This is a genomic window from Candidatus Paralachnospira sp. LCP21S3_A2 (assembly GCF_052118925.1).
Lineage (GTDB): Bacteria > Bacillota > Clostridia > Lachnospirales > Lachnospiraceae > Lientehia.
The window spans coordinates 33845-56903 of sequence record NZ_JBQKGG010000001.1; the positions used below are offsets into that span (position 1 = coordinate 33845).

Sequence of the window (23059 nt, forward strand, 5' to 3'; positions counted from 1 at the left end):
TATTATGTATTGTAAAAATTGTGGTAGAACTGTAGATGATACTTCATCATATTGTAATAACTGCGGAGCACGGATTGATAATAAGCCAAATGCCGATGTTTCTGAAGATAGTTCAAGTTTGGGATTCGCTATCTTGGGATTTTTTATTCCGATTGTAGGTTTCATCCTCTTTCTCATATACGAAGAAAAGAAACCCAAACGAGCTAAGTATGCAGGCAAAGGTGCCTTGATTGGCTTTATTACTAAAATTGTTTTAAAAATCATTTTTGTAATTCTTGCTGTTTCGTTTTTTTAATAATATATCAAATGATATTGAATCTAATATACCTGCAATTGGTGATGTGTTTAGAGAAGAAACGACAGATAAAATTTTAGAAAAATATGTTGACGGTTCTTTTGGAGAATTACATATTATATCCGGTTGGTCTAACGATGAAGATGATGATTAAAATAACGACGGCAGTGAGATACTAATCTCACTGCCGCCGTTGTTGTTTAGGTATAAATTATATCGTGGTATACGATTTCTGTGGCTCTGCTGCGGATGCTATTCATCCGAGCTACCCACTCCATTTGATTGTCTGCTTTGAGTTTTTCCGTCACGCCCTCACGCTCTGCCATCTGTTTTACGAGCCGAAAAAAAACAACTCCTCAGCCTGCTTGTCAATGTCAGCGAGATAGACATTTAACTTGCCGCTTGTAAGCAGATTGACATATCGCACCTTGTGATGATGATTCTTAATATATCTCAAATGTCTTTGTCCCCATACACCAATCTCAACTTGTTCTTCATTGGGTAAGGTTAGAGTGGGAATGAGATAACCGTTTTCCTCACGATAAGTGCCACCCATTTGTTCAAATAATGATTTCATTGCAGTTTCCTCCAAATATAAATTTAAGATTATTTTTGCAATATACCGTACCGATTGTCTTTACCACTTGTTTTCAAAACCTTCGTTACAGCACCTCATCATTCGGCTGTTTCCTGTTTTTTTCAGCGTGTATTCTTTGCGTTTTTGGAAAATCTGGTGAATGAAGGGCTTGACATATACCCTGTAGGGGTATATAATAACGACAGTTAAAGAAAACGGACCAACAGAAACCGGAGGAAACGAAGATGGAACAATATACCGTGACAGGAATGAGCTGTGCGGCCTGTGTGACCCGGGTGGAAAAGGCAGTTGGAAAGGTGCCGGGTGTTACGTCCTGCTCAGTAAGCCTTTTGACAAATTCCATGGGCATCGAGGGAACGGCGTCTCCCAGTGAGATCATTCGGGCGGTGGAGGAAGCAGGCTACGGCGCTTCGAAAAAAGGGGAGGAACAGGCTGCGAGAGGAGCAGAAGCCTCGGAAGACGCGCTGAAGGACCGAGAGACACCGATTCTCAGACGGCGGCTGATCGCATCAGTGGGATTTTTGCTGGTGCTTATGTACTTTTCCATGGGTCATATGATGTGGGGCTGGCCGCTGCCGAAGTTTTTTGAAGGAAATCATGTGGCCATGGGACTGGTCCAGCTGCTGCTGGCAGGGATCGTCATGGTCATCAATCAGAAGTTTTTTATAAACGGCTTTAAGGGGCTGATCCACCGTTCGCCCAATATGGACACGCTGGTAGCCCTCGGCTCCGGCGCATCATTTATATGGAGCGTCTACGCCCTGTTTGCCATGACAGATGCGCAGGTGCACGGCGACATGGCCGGTGTCATGACTTATATGGATGAGTTTTATTTTGAATCGGCAGCCATGATCCTGGCGCTGATCACCGTTGGAAAAATGCTGGAGGCAAGATCCAAGGGAAAGACCACGGATGCGTTAAAGAGCCTGATGAAGCTGGCTCCCAGGACGGCAACGCTTGTACGGAACGGAAAGGAAGAAGCCGTTCCCATCGAACAGGTAAAGCAGGGCGATATTTTTGTAGTGCGGCCTGGAGAAAATATCCCCGTGGACGGTGTGGTACTGGAAGGAACCAGCGCGGTCAACGAATCGGCACTGACGGGAGAGAGTATTCCGGTGGACAAGGTCCCCGGAGATCCGGTTTCGGCGGCAACCGTGAACCAGTCTGGCTTTATCCGCTGTGAGGCGTCCCGGGTGGGCGAGGATACGACCCTGTCCCAGATCATCAAAATGGTAAGTGATGCGGCTGCGACAAAAGCGCCCATCGCCAAGGTGGCCGATAAGGTTTCCGGCGTGTTTGTGCCTACCGTGATCTCCATTTCCGTTGTGACGATGGTCGTATGGCTCATTGCCGGGCAGAGCGTTGCCTATGCGCTGGCAAGAGGGATTTCTGTTCTGGTCATCAGCTGTCCCTGTGCACTGGGGCTTGCAACACCGGTGGCCATCATGGTCGGAAACGGCATGGGGGCCAGGAACGGAATCCTGTTTAAGACAGCTGCCTCCCTGGAGGAAACCGGAAAAGCACGGATCATTGCATTGGATAAGACTGGAACTATTACAAACGGTGAACCAAAGGTTACCGATGTGATCCCCGCAGAGGGCGTAAAGGAGCAGGAGCTTTTACAGTACGCTTATGCGCTGGAGAAAAAGAGTGAGCATCCGCTGGCAGGGGCTGTCACGGAAAAGGCCGGAGAGCTGGGGCTTTCGGCGGCAGAGGTCACAGAGTTTAGAGCACTCCCCGGAAACGGACTGTCAGCAAAATTGAACGGAAAAACGCTTTTTGGCGGAAGCATGACCTATATGAAGGAACAGACGGCAGTTCCGGAAACGCTGGAGGCGCGGATCCATGCCCTTTCGGAGGAAGGAAAGACGCCGCTGCTGTTCAGCTTCGGAGAACGGTTCCTCGGTGTCATCGCCGTAGCGGATGTCATCAAGGAGGACAGCCCTCAGGCCGTGAGGGAGCTTCAGAACATGGGGATCGAGGTGGTAATGCTGACCGGGGACAATGAGCGTACAGCCAGAGCCATCGGAGCCCAGGCCGGTGCAGACCGGGTAATTGCGGGTGTTCTTCCTGACGGAAAGGAAAGCGTGATCCGGGAATTAAAGAAAAAGGGCAGTGTCATCATGGTCGGTGACGGGATCAATGATGCGCCGGCGCTTACCAGAGCGGATATCGGAATCGCTATCGGAGCAGGAACCGACATTGCCATTGATGCGGCAGATGTGGTACTGATGAAGAGCCGGCTTCTCGATGTTCCTGCAGCAGTCAGGCTGAGTCGTGCAACCCTGAGAAATATCCATGAAAACCTGTTCTGGGCATTCTTCTATAATGTCATCGGAATCCCGCTGGCAGCCGGTGTCTGGATCCCGCGCTTCGGCTGGAAATTGAACCCCATGTTCGGGGCGGCGGCCATGAGCTTATCCAGCTTCTGTGTGGTATCGAATGCACTGCGGCTTAATTTCTTCAATATCCGCAGTACAAAAAAAGATAAAAAAAGAAAGCAAAAACAAAAAGAGAAAAAGGAGAACAATGCGATGGTAAGGACAATGAAAATCAACGGTATGATGTGCGGACACTGTGAGGCAGCTGTAAAGAAAGCACTGGAGGCAGTTCCCGGTGTGGAAAGCGCAGAGGTAAGCCATGAGGCGGGAACCGCAGTCGTAACGTTAAAGGAAGAGGTTGACAATGCGGTATTGAAAAAAGCGGTCGAGGATAAGGATTATACCGTAACGGGAATCGAATAAGACCGAACGGGAGAAGTCGATGAACCCCGGAGCACTCCGGAAGAATCTGACCGTTTTTCAGAATTACTGAAACAGTATTCCGAAGAGACGCATGCTTTCGACAAAAATAGACACGTTTTTGTCGAGACCCGCGTCTCTTTTCCGTTGCCGCATACGGTTCCTTCCAAGTATAATAAAGAGGTATTTTTTTGCCGCAGGAGATTCCAGGCAATTCCCTGCGCGTAAAAGGCAGGAATGTGCAGAGCTGCATTCGTTTATACGGAAAACCGCAATTTGCCGGCGGTTCCGGGAATAGGAGGAGTAAAAATGGCAAAATTACAGGTGGCAATTGCCGATGATAACGAAAGAATCGTCCAGCTTCTTGACAACATCATCAGCCATGATCAGGAATTTGAGGTAATTGGAAAGGCGAATAACGGAGAAGACGCCTACAGCCTGATCCGGGAAAAACAGCCGGATATTATGCTTCTTGATATCATTATGCCGAAACTGGATGGATTATCGGTGATGGAAAAGGTCGGGAAAGACGAAAAGCTGAAGAAAAAGCCGGAGTTTATTGTGATCACGGCCATCGGGCAGGAGCGGATCACCGAGGATGCGTTTCAGCTTGGTGCATCCTATTATATCATGAAGCCCTTTGATTCCGATATGGTGCTGAACCGGATGAAGCATATCGGGAGAAGCAAGACCTACGGAGCGGAGAGCAGACGGATCGCTCCTTATGAAAAGAAAGAACAGTACATCGAACGAAACCTGGAAAGTGATGTGACAAACCTGATCCATGAGATCGGTGTACCGGCTCATATCAAAGGCTACACGTATCTGCGGGATGCCATTATCCTGTCGGTATCCGACATGGAGATGTTAAATTCCATCACGAAGCTTCTGTATCCGACCATCGCGAAGATGCACCAGACAACACCGAGCCGCGTAGAACGTGCGATCCGTCATGCCATTGAGGTTGCATGGAACCGCGGAAAGATGGATACGATCGATGCCCTGTTCGGCTATACGATCAACACTGGAAAAGGAAAGCCCACCAACTCGGAGTTTGTGGCGCTGATTGCCGATAAGATTCGGCTGGAGTACAAGAATAAGTAACAGGAAATTGCAAAAGAAAGGGAAATCAGACGGCAGACGAAAGGAAAACTGCTTCCCATTTTCAGACAAATCGAGTATAATAGAATTCAGAGGGTTTTTGAGAAGGAAAATCTGGATCTGGAGGTAGAAGCGTGAAGAAGATATTATTTGCAGCATCAGAATGTGTGCCGTTTATAAAAACAGGCGGTCTGGCAGATGTTGTTGGATCTCTGCCGAAAAACTTTGATAAAGAACAGTATGATGTACGGGTGATCCTGCCGTATTATCAGTGCATTCCCGCGAAGTTTAAGGAACAGGCGAAGTACCTGACCAACTTTTATATGAACTATATGTGGGAGGATCGCTATGTAGGATTGTTTGAAATAGAATATGAGGGCGTTCTCTTTTATTTTATCGACAATGAATGGTATTTCAGCGGAGACCGGCCTTATACGGATATGTATTTTGACCTGGAGAAGTTTGCGTTTTTCTCGAAGGCAGTTCTTTCTGCACTTCCGGTGCTGGATTTCCGGCCGGATATTATCCACTGCCACGACTGGCAGACCGGCCTGATTCCGGTGCATTTGAAGGACAAATTCCAGGCAAACCCGTTTTATCGGGGGATCAAGTCCATCATGACCATCCATAACCTGAAATTCCAGGGCGTATGGAGCGTGGATGTGATCCAGCGGATTTCCGAGCTTTCAGATTATTATTTTACACCGGATAAGCTGGAATCCTATAATAACGGAAATATGTTAAAGGGCGGAATTGTTTATGCCGATAAGGTGACGACGGTAAGCAATACGTATGCCCAGGAGATCAAGATGCCGTTTTACGGGGAAGGACTCGATGGCTTAATGCGGGCAAGAAGCAGTGATCTCTGGGGAATTTTAAACGGAATCGATTACAAAGAGTATGATCCGGAAGCAGATCCGCTGATCCCTCAGAATTATGATGCCAGAACCTTCCGGAAGGAGAAGGCGAAGAACAAGACGGCGCTCCAGCAGGAGCTGGGACTGGAAGTGAATCCGAAAAAGTTTATGATCGGAATCGTATCCCGTCTGACCAGTCAGAAGGGACTGGATCTTGTACAGTGCGTCATGGATCAGATCTGTTCCGAGGATCTTCAGTTCGTGATCCTGGGCACCGGTGATGAGAAGTATGAAAATATGTTCCGCCACTATGACTGGAAGTACGGTGACAGCGTTTCCGCCAATATTTATTATTCGGAAGCCATGTCCCATAAGGTTTATGCGGCCTGTGATGCATACCTGATGCCCAGTCTCTTCGAGCCCTGCGGTTTGAGCCAGATCATCAGCCTGCGCTACGGGACGGTGCCGATTGTCCGGGAGACCGGCGGCCTGAGGGATACCGTGGAGCCGTATAACGAATACGAAAATACCGGAACCGGTTTCTCCTTTGCAAACTACAATGCGCATGAGATGCTGGGAAGCATTCTCTATGCAGAGCATGTATATTATGACCGGAAACGGGAATGGAATAAAATCATTGACCGGGGCATGGCGAAGGATTTCTCCTGGACCAGCTCGGCCAGGAAGTACGAGGAGCTTTACAGTGTTCTGTAGAAAGAAAAAGCCTGTGGATTTTCATCTTCACGGAGAAGAAAAACGGCAGGCAGAGGAATGGGTGAAGAATGAAACCTGGGTTGTCAGAGAAGCCTACCAGGACGATGAGACATATATGATGTGCGTGAAGGATATCATGGAGAATCCGGTGTTCCAGTCCATGGATCAGTTTATCCAGCATGGAAATACCACCACAAAGGCACACTGCATCCAGGTTTCCTATATGAGCTACTGTATCTGCCGGAAGTATGGGTGGAATTATGAAGCGGCGGCGAGAGCCGGTCTGCTCCACGATCTTTTTCTTTATGACTGGCATACGGCAAAGAATCATATCCACGGGTTTACCCACCCGCGGGTTGCCATGAACAACGCGAAAAAACATTTTGATCTGACGGACCAGGAATTGAATATTATCCTGCGCCATATGTGGCCGTTGACGCCGATCCCGCCCAAAAGCCGGGAAGGTATGGTCATCGTATATGCAGATAAATTCTGCGGGATCCATGAAGTGTATGGACGGATCCGCAGTGCCTTCCGTCGGACCGCCCAGGCATAGAAAACGGTTAAGAACAGAAACCGTGCGTGTTTTGGCATAACCTGTAAGGTATTAGAAGTTCCAGAAAACCAAACGAGTGTCATCTGATCCGGAAATGGATCGGACGGCACTCGTTTGGTTTTTGTAAAAAAGCACTTGACAAAACCGGTTCCTCTTCGTATACTTTTAAAGTAAAATAATTTGAAAGTCAAACTAAAAGAAAGCGAAAAGCGAGATGGAAGTCAAAATTGCAGGAACCGGGAGCTATGTACCGGAAAAGCTTCTGACCAACGAGGAGTTGGAACGGATGGTGGATACCAGCGATTCCTGGATCCGGGAGCGGACAGGGATCGGTTCGAGAAGGATCAGCAGTTCCGGAACGGCCGATATGGCGGCGCGTGCAGCAGAGCGTGCACTTGCCGATGCCGGACTGGAGGCAGGACAGATCGAGCTGATCCTTGTAGGAACTTCCACTGGGGATTGTCTGTTTCCCAGTACCGCCTGCCAGGTTCAGGAATGGCTGGGTGCTTCCGGGGCCGCATGCTTTGATGTGAGTGCTGCCTGCTCCGGGTTTTTATACGCCTTAAACACTGCGGCGGTGTATCTGGAGACCGGGCAGTTTCGGAATGTTCTTGTCATTGGTGCGGATGCCATGTCGAAAGCCGTGGACTGGACTGACCGGAGTACCTGTATTCTGTTCGGAGACGGCGCTGGGGCAGTGGTACTGGAGGCCGGAATGAAGACAGAGAATCCGGCAGAAGGTGCAGGGAAATCCGGAAGCGGTCTGGGCCCCTTTGTTCTGGGTGCGGACGGAAGCCGCGGCAGTGTACTTCGCTGTCCGTCCGACAAAGATGCATCCGCTGGACTGACGATGAATGGACAGGAGGTGTTCCGGTTTGCGGTCCGGGTAATTCCGGAGGTCATCGGACAGGTACTGGAAAAGGCCTCGCTTTCTGCGGCGGAAATCCGATATTTTCTTCTGCACCAGGCAAACCGGCGGATCATTGAAGCCGCAGCGAAGCGCATGAAGCAGCCCCTGTCCAGGTTTCCGATGAATCTGGAGCATTACGGAAACACATCGGCCGCCAGTATCCCGGTCCTTCTGGACGAGCTGGCCCGGAGCGGCACACTGAAATGCGGAGATCTCCTGGTTCTGGCCGGCTTCGGAGCAGGGCTTACCTGGGGAGCGGCTGTCCTTCGCTGGAGCAAGGAACGCAGAGAACTATCAGAAATCCGGTAAAACAAAGAAAAGAAGCAGAAAAGGAAAACAGAAAAAAATAAAAAAGGAATGGCGGGAATCGCCGAAAGGAGAACAGGATGTTAGAGAAAATGAAAGAAATGATCGGAGATCAGCTGAATGTGGATGTGGAGCAGGTGACGGAGGCAACATCGTTTAAAGATGATCTGGGAGCGGATTCTCTGGATTTGTTTGAGCTTGTTATGGCGATGGAGGAGGAATTCGGAGTAGAGATTCCTTCGGAGGAGCTGGAAACGCTGACCACTGTCGGTGCGGTTATGAATTATCTGAAGGAGCACGGAGCAGAAGTATAAGAGCGGTAAAATATAAGAAGGGGAAAAGGAAGCGTAAAAACGCGGAAAAGTCCTGAAGACAGAACGAGCCAAGCGGAGGTAGGAAACCATTCATGGAGACAAGGATCACAAAACTTTTAAATATAGAATATCCGATCATCCAGGGAGGAATGGCCTGGGTGGCTGAGCATCATCTTGCTGCAGCTGTTTCAGAAGCAGGTGGCCTTGGGATCATCGGAGCAGCCAATGCACCGGCAGACTGGGTAAGAAACGAAATCCGGAAAACAAGAGAACGGACTGACAAGCCCTTTGGAGTCAACATTATGCTGTTAAGCCCTTATGCGGCAGAGGTGGCGCAGGCAGCGGCCGAGGAGGGGGTCAAGGTGATCACCACCGGTGCGGGAAATCCGGAAAAATACATGGAGCTCTGGAAGAATGCCGGGGCCAGGGTGATCCCGGTGGTGGCTTCTGTGGCACTGGCCAAGCGCATGGAACGGTGCGGTGCTGATGCGGTGATTGCAGAAGGCTGTGAATCCGGCGGTCACATCGGGGAGTCAACCACCATGACACTGCTGCCCCAGGTGGCCGATGCGGTGGATATTCCGGTGATCGGAGCCGGAGGTGCGGCAGACGGAAGAGGAATCGCGGCAATGATCATGCTGGGAGCCGAGGCAGTCCAGATGGGAACCAGGTTTGTGGCATCGACCGAGGCCCAGGTCCATGACAATTATAAAAACAGGATTCTGGCGGCCAAGGATATTGACAGCGTTGTGACAGGACGAAGCACCGGTCATCCGGTCCGCCTCCTGCGTAATCAGATGACCAGGGAATATCTGGAGCTGGAAAAACAGGGCGCTTCCTTTGAAGAGCTGGAAATGCTGACCCTCGGAGGCCTGAGAAAGGCGGTACAGGAGGGCGATATTAAAAACGGAAATGTCATGGCAGGACAGATCGCCGGTCTTATTAAAGAAACAAAAAGCTGCCGGGAGATCATCGAAGAGCTGATGGCACAGACAGAAGCCGTATTGGAGAGAGCACATGGGTAAAACTGCATATTTGTTTCCCGGACAGGGCGCTCAGAAAGCCGGTATGGGAAAGGATTTTTATGAACACAGCGCGGCGGCGCGGACATTTTTTGAAGAAGCTTCGGAACAGCTTCAGATGGATCTGAAGACCTTATGCTTTACGGATAACGAAAACCTGAATCGGACCGCATATACGCAGCCGGCCATGGTGACGGCAGAGCTTGCCATTGTGGAAGCGATGAAGGAAGCCGGGATTTTCTGCCCGGATGCGGCAGCGGGATTAAGCCTCGGAGAGTACAGCGCACTGGCGGCGGCCGGAGTTTTAGCACCCATGGATGCAGTCCGTGCAGTAAAAAGCCGCGGAAGGCTCATGGAAGAGGCTGTTCCTGCAGGCGAAGGAGCGATGTCGGCGGTGCTTGCCATGAAACCGGAGACGGTGGAAGAAATTCTTGGAGATCTGGGAGAAGTCTGGATCGCCAACGATAACTGTCCGGGCCAGCTGGTGATCTCCGGAAGGACAGAGGCTGTGGAACGGGCCGAAGAAGCCCTTCGGAGGGCCGGAGCGAAACGGGTGATCCGGCTGAAGGTAAGCGGCCCCTTTCATTCTCCTCTTCTGAAAAAAGCAGGAGAAGCGCTGGGAACCGTTCTGGAACCGATTCCGGCCGCCAGGCCGGAGATCCCGTATGTGGCCAATGTGACAGGTGTCTATGTCCGGGAAAAGGAGCCGGTCAAGGAACTGCTGATCAGACAGGTATCGGGGCAGGTAAGATGGAGACAGAGCATTCTTATGATGCTGGAGGATGGCGTGGATACGTTTGTAGAGATCGGTCCGGGAAAAACCCTGAGTGCCTTTGTGAGAAAAATTTCAAGAGAAGCCGTGGTGCGGAACCTTGAAACATGGGAGGATCTGTTGCAATGGACATGATGCAGACAAAAAACCAGGAAAACCGGCGGGTTGCGGTCGTAACGGGAGCGTCCGGCGGCATCGGACGTGCCATTGCCCGGAAGCTGGCCGGGGACGGCTGTTTCGTAGTAGTAAACTACTGTGGTTCCGGAGAACGGGCGGAAGCGGTAGTGAAGGAAATCCAAAGCGCCGGTGGAGAAGCCTGTGCCATGCAGTGCGATGTTTCCCGGTTTTCGGAAGCAGAGAAATTTTTCAAAGAGGTTCTGGCATTAAAGGGACGGATCGATATCCTTGTGAATAATGCCGGGATTACCAGGGACGGCCTGCTCATGAAGATGAGCGAGGAGGATTTTGACCGGGTATTAGAGGTGAATTTAAAGGGAGCATTCAACGGGCTCCGTCAAGTGTCCAGACAGATGGTAAAGCAGCGGAGCGGCCGGATCATCAGTATTTCCTCGGTGTCGGGAGTCCTCGGAAATGCCGGACAGGCCAATTATGCGGCATCAAAGGCCGGGATCATCGGCCTGACCAAGTCGGCGGCAAGGGAGCTGGCCTCCAGAGGAATTACGGTGAATGCCGTGGCCCCCGGCTTTGTGGATACGGAAATGACCAGAGTGCTGTCTGATTCCGTGCGGGAACGGGCAGTTGGTGCGATTCCCATGGGGCGGTTCGGCAGGCCGGAGGAGATTGCGGAGGCTGTCTCCTTCCTGGCATCGGAACAGGCCGGTTATATTACCGGTCAAGTACTCTGTGTGGACGGCGGAATGGCGATGTAGAACAGGAGAAAGCATGAGCAGACGAGTGGCAGTAACCGGATTGGGCGCTGTGACGCCCATCGGAAATCATGTGAAAGAATTCTGGGAGGGAATCCGGTCCGGCAAAGTCGGAATCGGTCCCATTACCAGGTTTGATCCGTCAGATTATAAGGTAAAGCTGGCGGCAGAAGTGAAAAATTTTGATCCGAGGGAACGGATGGAATTCCGGGCGGCAAAGCGGATGGAGCTGTTCAGCCAGTATGCGGTGGCCGCGGCGGGAGAGGCACTGGAGGATTCCGGCCTTTCTGTAAAACAGGAGGATCCGTTTCGGATCGGCGTGAGCATCGGTTCCGGGATCGGAAGCCTTCAGGCTATGGAGCGTGAGCATGAACGGCTTTTAACAAAGGGACCGGGGCGGGTCGGACCGCTTCTGGTTCCTCTGATGATCTCCAATATGGCGGCAGGAAATGTAGGAATCCAGTATGGATTAAAGGGAAAAAACATCAATGTGGTGACTGCCTGTGCCACGGGAACCCATTCCATCGGGGAAGCATACCGCTCGATCCAGTACGGAGAGGCTGACGTGATGGTGGCAGGCGGAACGGAGGGAAGCATCTGTCCCATCGGAGTCGCCGGATTTACGGCACTGACGGCACTTTCCACTTCGGAGGATCCACTTCGCGCCTCAATTCCCTTTGATAAAGAGAGAAGCGGCTTTGTCATGGGAGAAGGCGCCGGTATTCTGGTTCTGGAGGAGCTGGAGCATGCAAGGCGGAGAGGTGCTCATATCTACGCGGAGATTGCCGGATACGGAGCGACCTGTGATGCCTACCATATCACTTCTCCGGCAGAGGATGGAAGCGGTGCGGCGAGAGCCATGACGGAGGCCATGAAGGACGGCGGGATCACGCCGGAACAGGTGACTTATATCAATGCCCACGGAACCGGCACCCATCATAACGACCTGTTTGAGACGAGAGCCATTCACCTTGCCATGGGAAAGGCGGCGGAAGCAGTGAAAATCAATTCCACCAAATCCATGATCGGTCATCTTCTGGGAGCTGCCGGAGGTGTGGAGCTGATCACCTGCGTGAAATCCATCGAAGAGGGATATATTCATCCGACTGTCGGTTATCAGGTGCCTGATGAGGAATGCGATCTGGATTATGTGACCAGAGGGGGCATTTCCATGGAGGTGGAATATGCACTCAGCAATTCTCTGGGCTTCGGTGGTCATAATGCATCCATTCTGGTGAAAAAATACAGGGAGTAGGGTCATGGAATTTGAGAAAATCTTAAAGCTGATCGATGCGGTGGCAGAGTCCGGCCTGTCCGGGTTTGAACTGGAAGAGAACGGAAGCCGGCTGCATCTGGAGAATATGGCGACTTCGGAGAAAACCTGTAAAGGCGGAGAGCCGTACGGAGAAAGAAACGGAACAGTCCGTGGAAATGCCGTGCAGGTGAAGGAGTCCTCCGTTACAGAAGGAGAAAACACAACAGCGGCGAAAGCAGACGGCGACATAACCGGATCAGGGAAGGAAACTCAGAGCGCAGGGAAAACGGAGGATCACACCGCTCTTTCCGGCGAGACGGTCCGTGCCCCGTTAGTCGGAACCTTTTATTCGGCACCCGCTGAGGGAGAGAAAGCCTTTGTAAAACCGGGAGACCGGGTGACGAAGGGACAGATACTGGGAATCATTGAGGCCATGAAGCTGATGAATGAGATCGAATCGGAGTATGACGGGATCGTGGAGGCTGTCCTGGTAAACAACGAACAGGTGGTGGAATATGGACAGCCTCTGTTTTCGGTGAAAGCCGATTCATGATCTGCGCAGAGCGTTTTTGTTTCACAGGCCACCCGTTTGTGTGAAACAAATCAGAAAGAGGAAATTATGCTTGGAATAAAGGAAATTGAGGAACTGATCCCGCACCGCCACCCGTTTCTTCTGGTGGACTGCATTGAGGAGCTGGAGCCCGGTGTGCGTGCCGTCGGTTATAAATGTGTGACGTTCCGGGAGGATTTTTTTAAGGGACATTTTCCGGGGGAGCCGGTAATGCCGGGAGTGCTGATCGTGGAAGCACTGGCTCAGGTGGGCGCAGCCGCCGTACTCAGCCTGGAGGAAAATAAAGGAAAAACGGCGTATTTCGGCGCCATCGATCATGTCCGTTTCCGGAGAAAGGTGATTCCGGGTGACAGGCTTCGTCTGGAGTGTGAGCTGATCCGCCGGAAGGGACCGGTCGGAGTCGGACGGGCGGAGGCATCGGTGGACGGTGAGACGGCTGTCACAGCAGAATTGACCTTTATGATCGGATAAGGAGCAGTTATGTTTAAAAAAGTTCTGATTGCCAACCGCGGGGAGATCGCGGTGCGGATCATTCGTGCCTGCCGGGAAATGGGGATTGCTACGGTGGCCGTCTATTCGGAGGCAGACAGCGAAGCACTTCATACGCATCTGGCCGATGAGGCGGTCTGTATCGGACCGGCAAAGTCTCAGGACAGCTATCTGAATATGGAACGGATCCTGTCGGCGGCGGTGGTCATGGGGGCTGATGCGATTCATCCGGGCTTCGGCTTTCTGTCGGAAAATGCCAGGTTTGCGGAGCTTTGCAGCCGCTGTCATCTGACCTTTATCGGTCCTTCTGCCGGGGTGATTGCCAAAATGGGAAACAAGGCGGAAGCGAGAAAGACTATGACAGCAGCCGGAATTCCGGTGGTACCGGGAGGCTGCGAGCCGGTAAGAACTCCGGAGGAAGGACTTTTGCAGGCAGAGCAGACGGGGTATCCGGTGATGATCAAGGCGGCTCTCGGTGGCGGCGGAAAGGGCATGCGGATCGCCAGAACAAAGGAGGAATTCACCGGAAACTTTCTCAGTGCCAGAATGGAGGCAGAAAAGGCATTTTCGGATGATTCCATGTATATTGAACGTTATCTGGAGCATCCCAGACATATCGAATTTCAGGTCCTGGCAGATGAGCACGGCAATGTGATCCATCTGGGGGAGCGGGACTGCTCTGTGCAGAAAAATCACCAGAAGCTTCTGGAGGAGTCTCCGTCTCCGGCACTGTCGGAGGAGCTTCGCAGCCGCATGGGAGAAACGGCGGTAAGGGCGGCAAGGGCAGCAGGCTATACGAACGCAGGGACCGTGGAATTTCTTCTGGATCAGGAGCAGCAGTTTTATTTTATTGAGATGAATACCAGGATCCAGGTGGAACACCCGGTGACGGAAATGGTAACCGGACTGGATCTGATCCGGGAACAGCTCCGGATCGCGGCGGGAGAGGTGCTTGGCCGGAAGCAGGAGGACATTGATCTGTCCGGTCATGCTGTCGAATGCCGGATCAATGCAAAAACTCCGGGTATTATAAAGAAGCTTCTGTTACCGGGCGGCTGCGGGATCCGTGTCGATACGGCAGTCTATAACGGCTGCAGTGTTCCGCCGTATTATGATGCCATGCTGGTCAAGCTCATTGCCCATGGTGCTGACCGCAGGCAGGCTATTGAGAAGCTGAAGGGAGCTCTGGACGAGGTAGTGATCGACGGAATTGAAACCAATCTGGAATCCCAGTATGAAATTCTGGAAAACCCGGTGTATCAGGCAGGAGAGGCCGATACCGGATTTATGGAAACACAGTTTGGAGAACGGGAGCGGTAAATCATGCGGAAGCGTTTATTTAAGAGGACGCCGTCCAATTCCTATATCAGGATTCCGGCCGGCAGCGAAAAAGCAGACGGCAGAGCAGAGGTTCCACAGGGAATATGGAAAAAATGCAATCAGTGCGGAAAACCGGTTTTTACGGAGGATGTAAAAGCGGCGGCTTATATCTGCCCCCATTGCGGCGGCTATTTTCGGATGAATGCCTGGGCAAGAATCCATATCCTGACAGATCAGTTTGAGGAGTGGGATCAGGAAATTCCGGATAAGAATCCCCTGGGCCTTTCCGGATATGCGAAAAAGCTGGAGGCGGTACGGGAGAAAACAGGTCTTGATGAGGCAGTTGTGACCGGAAAGGCACGGATCGGGGAGCAGGAAACGGTTCTCGGAGTGATGGACGGACGGTTTATCATGGGAAGCATGGGAGAAGCTGTCGGTGAAAAAATTACAAGGGCAGTGGAACGGGCAACGAAGCTTCGTCTTCCAGTGATCCTGTTTTGTTGTTCCGGCGGTGCAAGAATGCAGGAAGGGATCTTGTCTCTGATGCAGATGGCCAAAACAGCTGCGGCTCTCCGGCGTCACAGCGATGCCGGGCTTCTGTATGTGCCGGTTCTGACGGAGCCGACTATGGGAGGAGTCACGGCCAGCTTTGCGATGCTGGGAGATCTTGTTCTGGCTGAGCCCGGTGCGCGGATCGGGTTTGCCGGTCCCCGTGTGATCGAACAGACCATCGGGGAAACGCTTCCGGCCGGGTTTCAGCGTGCGGAGTTTCTTCTGGAGCATGGATTTATTGACCGGATCCTTTACCGGGAGGAGGCAAAGCAGGTGCTGGAAGAGATCCTGCGGGTTCATGCAGATAACAGGAGGCTTCCAAAATCCGCAGAGCATTCGGAGGAGCTGTCGGAAGACCGGCAGAAGAAACGGATAAAAGGCTCGGACAGAGCGGCTGCGGGGAAAGAAAAAGGCCATCCGTTCGCAGCAGCCGATGTGGAAGCCTGGGCGCGTGTCTGCCGTTCCAGAGACCGGAAAAGGCCGACGGCACTGGATTATATTGAAGGGATGTTTGAGTCGTTTACAGAGCTTCACGGGGATCGGCTGTTCGGAGAGGACCCGGCGGTGGTCGGAGGACTCGCCTGGTTCCGGGGAATCCCGGTGACGGTGATCGGGCAGCAGAAGGGACGCAGCACAAAAGAAAATGTAAAGAGAAACTTCGGAATGCCGTCTCCGGAAGGCTATCGGAAAACGAAGCGGCTGATGGAGCAGGCAGAAAAGTTCGGAAGACCGGTGATCTGTTTTGTGGATACACCGGGAGCCTTCTGCGGAATCGGAGCCGAGGAGCGGGGACAGGGAGCGGCCATTGCCGAAAACCTGAAAACGCTTGCCGGATTAAAGGTCCCGGTTCTTTCGATTGTGATCGGGGAAGGCGGAAGCGGCGGAGCTCTGGCTCTGGCACAGGCCAATGAGGTCTGGATCCTGGAAAATGCGGTATATTCCATTCTTTCACCGGAGGGTTTTGCATCCATTGTCTGGAAGGACAGTGGACGTGCGGCGGAGGCAGCCGGACTGATGAAGCTGACTGCCGGAGAGCTTTATGAACAGGGAATCGTTGACCGGGTGATCCCGGAAAACGCACCGGCGGACCGGGCGGACTGTCAGGAGCTGTACCGGACAATGGAAGAGGAGATCGGACAGTTTCTGGACCGGTTCGGTGACCTCACACCGGAAGAGCTCTGCGAACAGCGGTACCGGCGCTTCCGTGGATTTTAGGAAAGGCGAAATTATGAAGGAACATACACTGATTATGGGAGAACTCCGGCCCCAAATCCCTCTGATCCAGGGCGGCATGGGTGTCGGGATCAGTCTTTCCGGCCTTTCCGGCGCTGTGGCAAAGGCCGGAGGGATCGGTCTGATCTCCACAGCGCAGATCGGATTTCAAAAGCCGGAGTTTTCGAAGAATCCCATTGAAACCAATCTCCGGACGATTCCGGAGGAGCTGGAAAGGGCGAGACGGATCGCACCGGACGGAATCCTCGGCTTCAATATTATGACAGCCACCAGACAGTATGAGGCGTATGTGCGGGCGGCTGTGAAGGCCGGGGCCGATCTGATTGTTTCGGGCGCCGGACTTCCTGTGAAGCTGCCGGAGCTGACCGCCGGTTCCCGCACAAAGATTGCTCCCATCGTATCCTCGGAAAAAGCGGCCGCGGTGATCTGTAAGCTCTGGGACCGTCATTATCACACAGCTCCGGATCTTCTGATAGCGGAAGGTCCACTGGCCGGCGGTCATCTGGGCTTTAAGCGGGAACAGCTGGAACCGGAGGAGGAAGAACAGAAAAGCATCCGGCAGTTTGAGCATGGAATTGGCAGGATCAAAGAGCTGGCGGAGGATTATGGCAGACGTTATGGAAAAAAGATTCCGGTGGTAACAGCCGGCGGGATCTATGATCACAGCGATGTCCGTTACCATCTGGAAGCGCTGGGGGCCGATGGAGTCCAGATTGCGACCAGGTTTGTGACGACGGAGGAATGCGATGCACCGACGGCGTATAAGCAGGCGTATCTGAGAGCCGGAGAAAAGGATCTTGTCATCACCGACAGTCCGGTTGGAATGCCGGGACGCGCGATCCAAAATGACTTTTTGAGAAAGCGGCAGCAGGGACGAAAACCGGTAAAAAACTGTTTCCGGTGTTTGGAGGGCTGTGATCCGGCCCGGGTTCCCTACTGTATCACCGAAGCACTGGTCCATGCCGCCAGAGGCGAAATCGAAGAGGCTCTTCTGTTCTGCGGTGCAAAGGCTTACCGGGCAGAGCAGATCGAAACCGTTCCGGAAGTGGTTCGGGAGCTGTTTCCGGAATTTATGTGAAAAATATGGGATACCGGCAAAAGAGTGGCTGTCGGAATCTGCATTGACAAAGTCGGATATTTTCAGTAGAATAAAAAGAGCGAAAAACGAAGCCAGAATCTTGCTTTGTTATAATTATGGAATACAGTTTACATGTCAAGTAATAATAGGAAATCCGGTTTATTCCCGGAGCAGAAGCGGAAATCGCCGCGAGAGTGGAAAGCCCACGAGCCTGCTGTTTTCTCTTTGTATATGGATGGGAGACAGCAGGCATAGTTTATTTATAATTAAAATAAAAGAGTCTCCCCTGGAAATGGGAAGGCTTTTTTTATTTCACAGGAAAGTGCGTTCTATGGAATAAAAAATATGTTACAGGATCGCCCTTCTCTGGCAGATGTGGGCTTTTCGGTGTTTCGCGGAAAAGGAAGGGTGATCCCGGCCTCAGAATAAAACGGGAAATAAAAAAAGAGAGGAAATGAGCATGAAAGAACTACAAACAACGAACCGCTTTTTGGCTCTTCTGCTGGCAGTCGTCATGATGGTTATGACCGGCCTGGGACACTGGACACCGTCTGTAGCTGAAGCGGCGGAGGAAAAGGCCGGAGAAATTACACTGACCGTGATCGGAGATACCAGTGATCACAGCGAAAGCAATCATACCGGTTATGTGTACTGGATGAAGGATGAACCGTTAGAGCTTTCGGAAGAAGCACAAAACAGCGGTTATGTTGCGGAGAATTGTAAGGATCAGATCCTGAGTCTGTTTGAGGATTACGGAATCGAGGCAGATAATGACAATTCCACATGCTATATGTCTGAGGCAGCGTATGACGGAGTAACACTGGGGTTTGGCTGGAGTGTGATTGTGGCCTATGCAGACGGTACATTCAGCTCTGATGGCTGGGGCAATTACAGCGGTGCGGCAAAATTAAAGCCTGGCTGCCGCCTGATCTATTACTGGAGCCATGATAATTCTTCAGACTGCCGTCTGAGTACAGATGATAATTATCAGACGCATTTGAATTATGATACCGATGCAGTGACAGGCCTGACGTTCTATACCGAAGACAGTGAGGACCTTCCGGTTGATAAGCTTACCATGGCCGGAGGAGATTCGGTAGAGCTTCGGACAAACTTCCATGTTCCGCCGACCTCATCTGTCAGCCGCAAACTGGACTGGAGTCTGGACAATGTTAGTGGAAGTGCAAAGCTCGAGGAAACAGAGAACGGTGCAAAGATCACAGCGATGAAGGAGGGCAGTGTACGGGTTACGGCACAGATGACGAATACTCTGGGAGATCGGATCAAAGCAAGCTGTGATATTACCATAACCAGTGATTATACCATGCCGGAACTGATCCCCGGAGAGGTTTCGAGAGACGGTAAAACGGCACAGGTGAATGTGACGGCAAATAAAGAGGGAACCCTCTACTGGATTGTTTCAGAGCAGGAAGCTACACTCGAGGAGGTAAAGGGCTCCGCAAATCAGATGGCAGTGACAGCCGGAGTCAATACGTTGAAGTTGTCGGAGCTTGGTACAGCAAAGTCCGGGGTATATCTGGCCTTAAAAGATTCCAATGGTTATTGGAGCAGTCTGGCGAAGGCCGAGATTCCGGAGGGAGAGGTAATTGCCGGTATCACCCTGGATCAGACAGCTCTTGTCATGGAAGAGGGAGCGGAAACAAACCTGACTGCAGCGATTCTTCCAGAGGGAGCGGAAGAGGGAAAAGAGATCACCTGGACTTCTGATAAGCCCGGAGTGGCAGTCGTGACCGGAAACGGAAAAAACGCAGTGATTACAGCCGCCGGAAAGTCCGGGGAAACAGCAGTGATTACCGTGGCCTGCGGGGACCAGAGTGCGTCCTGTAACGTAACCGTTACCAGGGTAAAGAGCCTAAATGTAACGCCGGATTCTCTGAACGAGATGATGACTGGGGATAAGGAAACCTTGACGCTCCAGGTAACGTGGGAAAACGATCAGAAGGACGGAACCGTGATCGAAAAAGATGCCGCAGTCTGGTCAGCGGATGATGAGAGCGTTGTAAAGGTGACCGGAAACGGAAAGACGGCAGAGGTGGAAGCTGTCGGCGCCGGTACGGCAAATGTTAAGGCGGAAAAAGGCGGAAAGAGCGTAATCTGTGAGGTGGAGGCCATGAGACAGCCGCTCCTTCTGGAAAAGATTATCTGCAGCATGTCAGCCTCTTCCAGCTTTTATGAAGCAAGTGAGATCGATGCGGATACGCTGGAATGTACCGTTTATGCACCGGAAGAGACCAACATGTTTTATGTAAAGCCGGTTCTGGCGGCAGGAACAGTCGGAAAGACAACAATCACGGCAAACTATCAGAATACCAACAATGTGGCAAGAAGCGTAACGCTGACGAACAACAGCGCATCGTCATTGTCACAGTTTATGAAATCCAATAATTATGAAGAGCGGACACTAACCATCAAGGTCACGGTGGGAGAACGGACAGAAACCTACAAGGTTCATGTAAAGCGGCTTTCCAAGCTGAAAGCTCTGGCATTGGCGGATGATCAGGGAGCTGCTGTTTCCTATACGCCGGCGTTTGCAAAGGATACAAAGACCTATAATGTCTCGGTACCTGCAAATAAGAAGAGTCTTACGTTTACCATGACAGCAAATTATTCTAAGAATAAGGTGTATACCGTTGATGGAAATGCGGCAGAGTTTACCGGAACAAGTACAACAAGCAAGGGTACGTATACCCTGCCTCTGGACGGAACCGATAAAACGGTGACATTCTGTGCCGGAAATGAAAGCGGTGCCGTTCCGGTGGAATATACGCTGAACATTAAGATCCTTCCGGTTTATGAACTGACACTCAAGACGGATCCGGAGGATGCAGTCACTGTAATCTACGATTCCAACTGGAATCGTGTTCTTCCGGAGAACGGTGTTTATACGCTGGTCGGAAAAACAACGTATACGTATACCGTTGGAAAACCCGGCTATGTTTCCAAGTCCGGAACCATCGTTCTCAGCCAGGATAAGGCGGAGACCGTCAGTCTGGAAAAGGCAGAAGAAACAACCTTCGAGCCGGTGGATTCCTCCTGGGGAGGATATTACGCCGGAAGCGATAATTTAAATGTTGTGGATGCAAAGGCACCGGAGTCCAAAAACGCAGCGGAGATCAAGTGGGATGTGGTCAGCGGAACGAATGCACAAAGCCTGGATACCCGAAGTGATGCGATCCTGCTGGGCAATCAGCTCTGCCTGTTCCATGGCAACAAGCTCCAGCTGGTAAATAAAGAAACCGGAGAGGTCGAAAAAGAAGTGACCATGTCCGACAGCGCAAACAGCACCAGAATCAAGCCGCTCTATGCAGACGGCATGATCTTTGTGGCACTGCGGACCGGAAACGTTCAGGCATTTCAGGCAAAGACACTGGAATCTCTCTGGATCTATCAGGCCAGGACGTTTGTGATGCCGGCAGCTGCCATGCAGTATGAAAACGGACTTTTATATATCAGTGAGGAGAGTAATAAGTCCGGAGGCAAGCTGATCTGTATCAGTACTACCGATGAAGATCCGGAAAAGACGGATGAAACAAAGGTTGAGCTTTGGAGCCACTATATGTCCGAGGGCTGTGTGACAGAGAATACGGTATGCTATCTCTCGGGAGAGTATGTAATAACCGCGGGAAACGGACGGAACCTGTACTGTCTGAATAAGAAAAACGGAACCGTGGCGCAGACCGTGGATATCGGAGTTACCGGAAACGGCGGTGTTTATACCGGTATTTCTTACGCAAACGGACGAATCTATTTTGTCAGTGCCAGCGGTTACCTCAACTCCTTTAAGCTCACGCCGGACGGACTGATCGACAAGTCCAGCAAGCAGGCAGTAAGAATTTACACACAGAGTACGATAAGCACCTATAATTGTGCGCTTGCAACTCCTCTTGTATACAACGGACGGATCTATGTGGGAAGCCGCGGATACTATACGCCTGAGGATATAAGAAAATACGCTCCGGCAATGACTGTTGTGGAGGAGAACCGGGAGAACGGAGCTCTGCGGTGTGTGTATAACTTTGAAACGGATGGAAAGCCATGCAGTGAGCCGACCCTTGTAAAGGCAGAGGATGGAAGCCTCCGGGTGTACTTTGTGACCGACAGAGGAAATCTTTATCTGATGCGGGATCAGGCCGGACAGACAGAGGCAGACTACGAGCTGATTTATGAGAAGCCTGCCGGGGACAGTACCTATATCAGCGAAGGCCAGGTTCTGGTGGATGCGGACGGAACGCTGTATGTACGCTACCAGAACGGCCATATGCTGTCCATTAAGCGCAGCAGTATGTATTTAAACAACGTAACTGTGGAAAACGGAAATGCAGTGATGGATGATGGGGCAGTCTTTGACGCACAGGAAAAGGAGCACCGCGTACTGGTTGATGCCGGAACAAAAACCTTAAAGGTAACGGCAGAGGCAAACGCCGGAACGACCGTTTCCATGAACGGAACGGAGGGCGCTTCCCAGGAAATCACTCTGAAGGCCGGTGAGATCACAACGATCCGGGTGGAGCTGTCCAGAGACGGTGAGACAAGAGGCTATGTTCTGAATGTACGGGAAAAGAGTTCCGATGCGAAGCTTTCCGATCTGCGGATCATGTATGATTATTCCGGAAACAAAGCGGAAATGGATCCGACTCCGAACTTTGATCCCGAGGTAACGGAATACAAAGTAACCCATTATAACACCATGTACAATACCATGTATGTGTATGTGGAGGCTGCTGATCCCAATGCTTCTGTAAAGGTTACCGTAGTGTCCGGTGTCCGCTCGAAAAAGGAAGGCGATGTCCTGAACGGAAGGCTCAGCTCCAGTGAATGGAGTGATAAGAAGCTCATGGGATACAATGCGTCCTTTGCAAGCGATACGGATCCGATGGTATTAAAGGTGACGGTGACGGCGGAGGACGGCACCACGGTGAAGGAGTATCAGGTGACCGGCGAGCATGATGCCGATAAGACGAAGCCGGTGATCACGGCAGCGGAAACACCGTTCTCTGCAAGAACGACAGACACGGTGAGGTTTGCGTTCAGTTCTACCATGCGAGGCCGTCTCTACTACCTGGTTGATACCGATGGTACCTACAGTTCGGCTCCCAATGTGGCAACCATGAAGAAGAAGGGGGTTCGTTACGGCGAGGTATCGGAAATCGGTGACAATACGGTAACACTTTCGAATATTCCTTCTGATTTTAAGGGAACGATCTACTTTATGCTGGAAGGAATCAATCAGTATAACGGAGACCGGATCGCCTGTGAGCTGAGTCTGGATCCGATGCTTGCCGGTGACATCAATGGAGACGGATTGGTAAATCTTTCCGATGCCATTGCACTGTTGGACAAGGTAACAGCGGGAGAAGATGTAGAGCTGTTCCTTGGCGATATCAACGGCGATGGAATTGTAAATCTTTCCGATGCCATTGCATTGTTGGATCAGGTGACGGCAGACGTATAGAAAGCTGGCTGCGCA

General features: G+C 51.6%; 17 protein-coding genes and 1 pseudogene. 17 read left to right on the forward strand and 1 reads right to left on the reverse strand.

The window, feature by feature from the left end:
* Window positions 1-4: 4 nt before the first annotated feature.
* Window positions 5-295, forward strand: a complete 291-nt coding sequence (locus tag ACTQ3K_RS00195; protein ID WP_441564555.1) for a zinc-ribbon domain-containing protein — start codon at window positions 5-7, stop codon at window positions 293-295.
* A gap of 200 nt (window positions 296-495) precedes the next feature.
* Here the strand turns inward: ACTQ3K_RS00195 and ACTQ3K_RS00200 are convergent.
* Window positions 496-872 (reverse strand): annotated as a pseudogene (locus ACTQ3K_RS00200) (TnpV protein).
* 245 nt (window positions 873-1117) lie between these two features.
* Between ACTQ3K_RS00200 and ACTQ3K_RS00205 the strand changes: the two are divergent.
* From ACTQ3K_RS00205 to ACTQ3K_RS00280, 16 genes are all read left to right on the forward strand, one after another.
* Window positions 1118-3637: a heavy metal translocating P-type ATPase gene (locus ACTQ3K_RS00205; RefSeq protein ID WP_441564557.1), complete on the forward strand. Its 2520-nt coding sequence runs from the start codon at window positions 1118-1120 to the stop codon at window positions 3635-3637.
* A gap of 306 nt (window positions 3638-3943) precedes the next feature.
* Window positions 3944-4738, forward strand: a complete 795-nt coding sequence (gene spo0A / locus ACTQ3K_RS00210; protein WP_441564559.1) for a sporulation transcription factor Spo0A — start codon at window positions 3944-3946, stop codon at window positions 4736-4738.
* A 131-nt stretch (window positions 4739-4869) separates the two neighbouring features.
* A complete protein-coding gene (gene glgA, locus ACTQ3K_RS00215; protein WP_441564561.1) occupies window positions 4870-6306 on the forward strand; it encodes a glycogen synthase GlgA in 1437 nt (478 codons plus the stop codon).
* Window positions 6307-6421: 115 nt separating this feature from the next.
* A complete protein-coding gene (locus tag ACTQ3K_RS00220) occupies window positions 6422-6862 on the forward strand; it encodes an HD domain-containing protein (protein WP_441565194.1) in 441 nt (146 codons plus the stop codon).
* A gap of 214 nt (window positions 6863-7076) precedes the next feature.
* Window positions 7077-8081 (forward strand): beta-ketoacyl-ACP synthase III, encoded by a 1005-nt coding sequence (locus ACTQ3K_RS00225; RefSeq protein WP_441564563.1) that lies wholly within the window; start codon window positions 7077-7079, stop codon window positions 8079-8081.
* 77 nt (window positions 8082-8158) lie between these two features.
* Window positions 8159-8392 carry an acyl carrier protein gene (gene acpP / locus ACTQ3K_RS00230; RefSeq protein WP_441564565.1) on the forward strand — a complete coding sequence of 78 codons (234 nt, stop codon included), beginning with the start codon at window positions 8159-8161 and terminating at the stop codon, window positions 8390-8392.
* A gap of 92 nt (window positions 8393-8484) precedes the next feature.
* Window positions 8485-9417 (forward strand): enoyl-[acyl-carrier-protein] reductase FabK, encoded by a 933-nt coding sequence (gene fabK, locus ACTQ3K_RS00235; protein WP_441564567.1) that lies wholly within the window; start codon window positions 8485-8487, stop codon window positions 9415-9417.
* Window positions 9410-10321, forward strand: a complete 912-nt coding sequence (gene fabD / locus ACTQ3K_RS00240) for an ACP S-malonyltransferase (RefSeq protein WP_441564569.1) — start codon at window positions 9410-9412, stop codon at window positions 10319-10321. Before fabK ends, fabD begins: the two co-directional genes overlap by 8 nt.
* Window positions 10312-11076: a 3-oxoacyl-[acyl-carrier-protein] reductase gene (fabG, locus tag ACTQ3K_RS00245; RefSeq protein WP_441564571.1), complete on the forward strand. Its 765-nt coding sequence runs from the start codon at window positions 10312-10314 to the stop codon at window positions 11074-11076. Before fabD ends, fabG begins: the two co-directional genes overlap by 10 nt.
* A 13-nt stretch (window positions 11077-11089) precedes the next feature.
* Window positions 11090-12328, forward strand: a complete 1239-nt coding sequence (fabF, locus tag ACTQ3K_RS00250) for a beta-ketoacyl-ACP synthase II (RefSeq protein WP_441564573.1) — start codon at window positions 11090-11092, stop codon at window positions 12326-12328.
* A 4-nt stretch (window positions 12329-12332) separates the two neighbouring features.
* Window positions 12333-12881, forward strand: a complete 549-nt coding sequence (locus ACTQ3K_RS00255; RefSeq protein ID WP_441564575.1) for an acetyl-CoA carboxylase biotin carboxyl carrier protein — start codon at window positions 12333-12335, stop codon at window positions 12879-12881.
* Window positions 12882-12947: 66 nt separating this feature from the next.
* The gene (gene fabZ, locus ACTQ3K_RS00260) at window positions 12948-13370 is read left to right on the forward strand and encodes a 3-hydroxyacyl-ACP dehydratase FabZ (RefSeq protein WP_441564576.1); all 423 of its coding nucleotides are present in this window, start codon (window positions 12948-12950) and stop codon (window positions 13368-13370) included.
* Between the two features lie 9 nt (window positions 13371-13379).
* Window positions 13380-14708, forward strand: a complete 1329-nt coding sequence (gene accC / locus ACTQ3K_RS00265) for an acetyl-CoA carboxylase biotin carboxylase subunit (protein WP_441564578.1) — start codon at window positions 13380-13382, stop codon at window positions 14706-14708.
* A 3-nt stretch (window positions 14709-14711) separates the two neighbouring features.
* Window positions 14712-16475 (forward strand): acetyl-CoA carboxylase carboxyltransferase subunit alpha, encoded by a 1764-nt coding sequence (locus ACTQ3K_RS00270; protein WP_441564580.1) that lies wholly within the window; start codon window positions 14712-14714, stop codon window positions 16473-16475.
* A gap of 13 nt (window positions 16476-16488) precedes the next feature.
* A complete protein-coding gene (locus ACTQ3K_RS00275; RefSeq protein ID WP_441564582.1) occupies window positions 16489-17571 on the forward strand; it encodes an NAD(P)H-dependent flavin oxidoreductase in 1083 nt (360 codons plus the stop codon).
* 460 nt (window positions 17572-18031) lie between these two features.
* Window positions 18032-23044: a cadherin-like beta sandwich domain-containing protein gene (locus ACTQ3K_RS00280; protein ID WP_441564584.1), complete on the forward strand. Its 5013-nt coding sequence runs from the start codon at window positions 18032-18034 to the stop codon at window positions 23042-23044.
* Window positions 23045-23059: the final 15 nt, after the last annotated feature.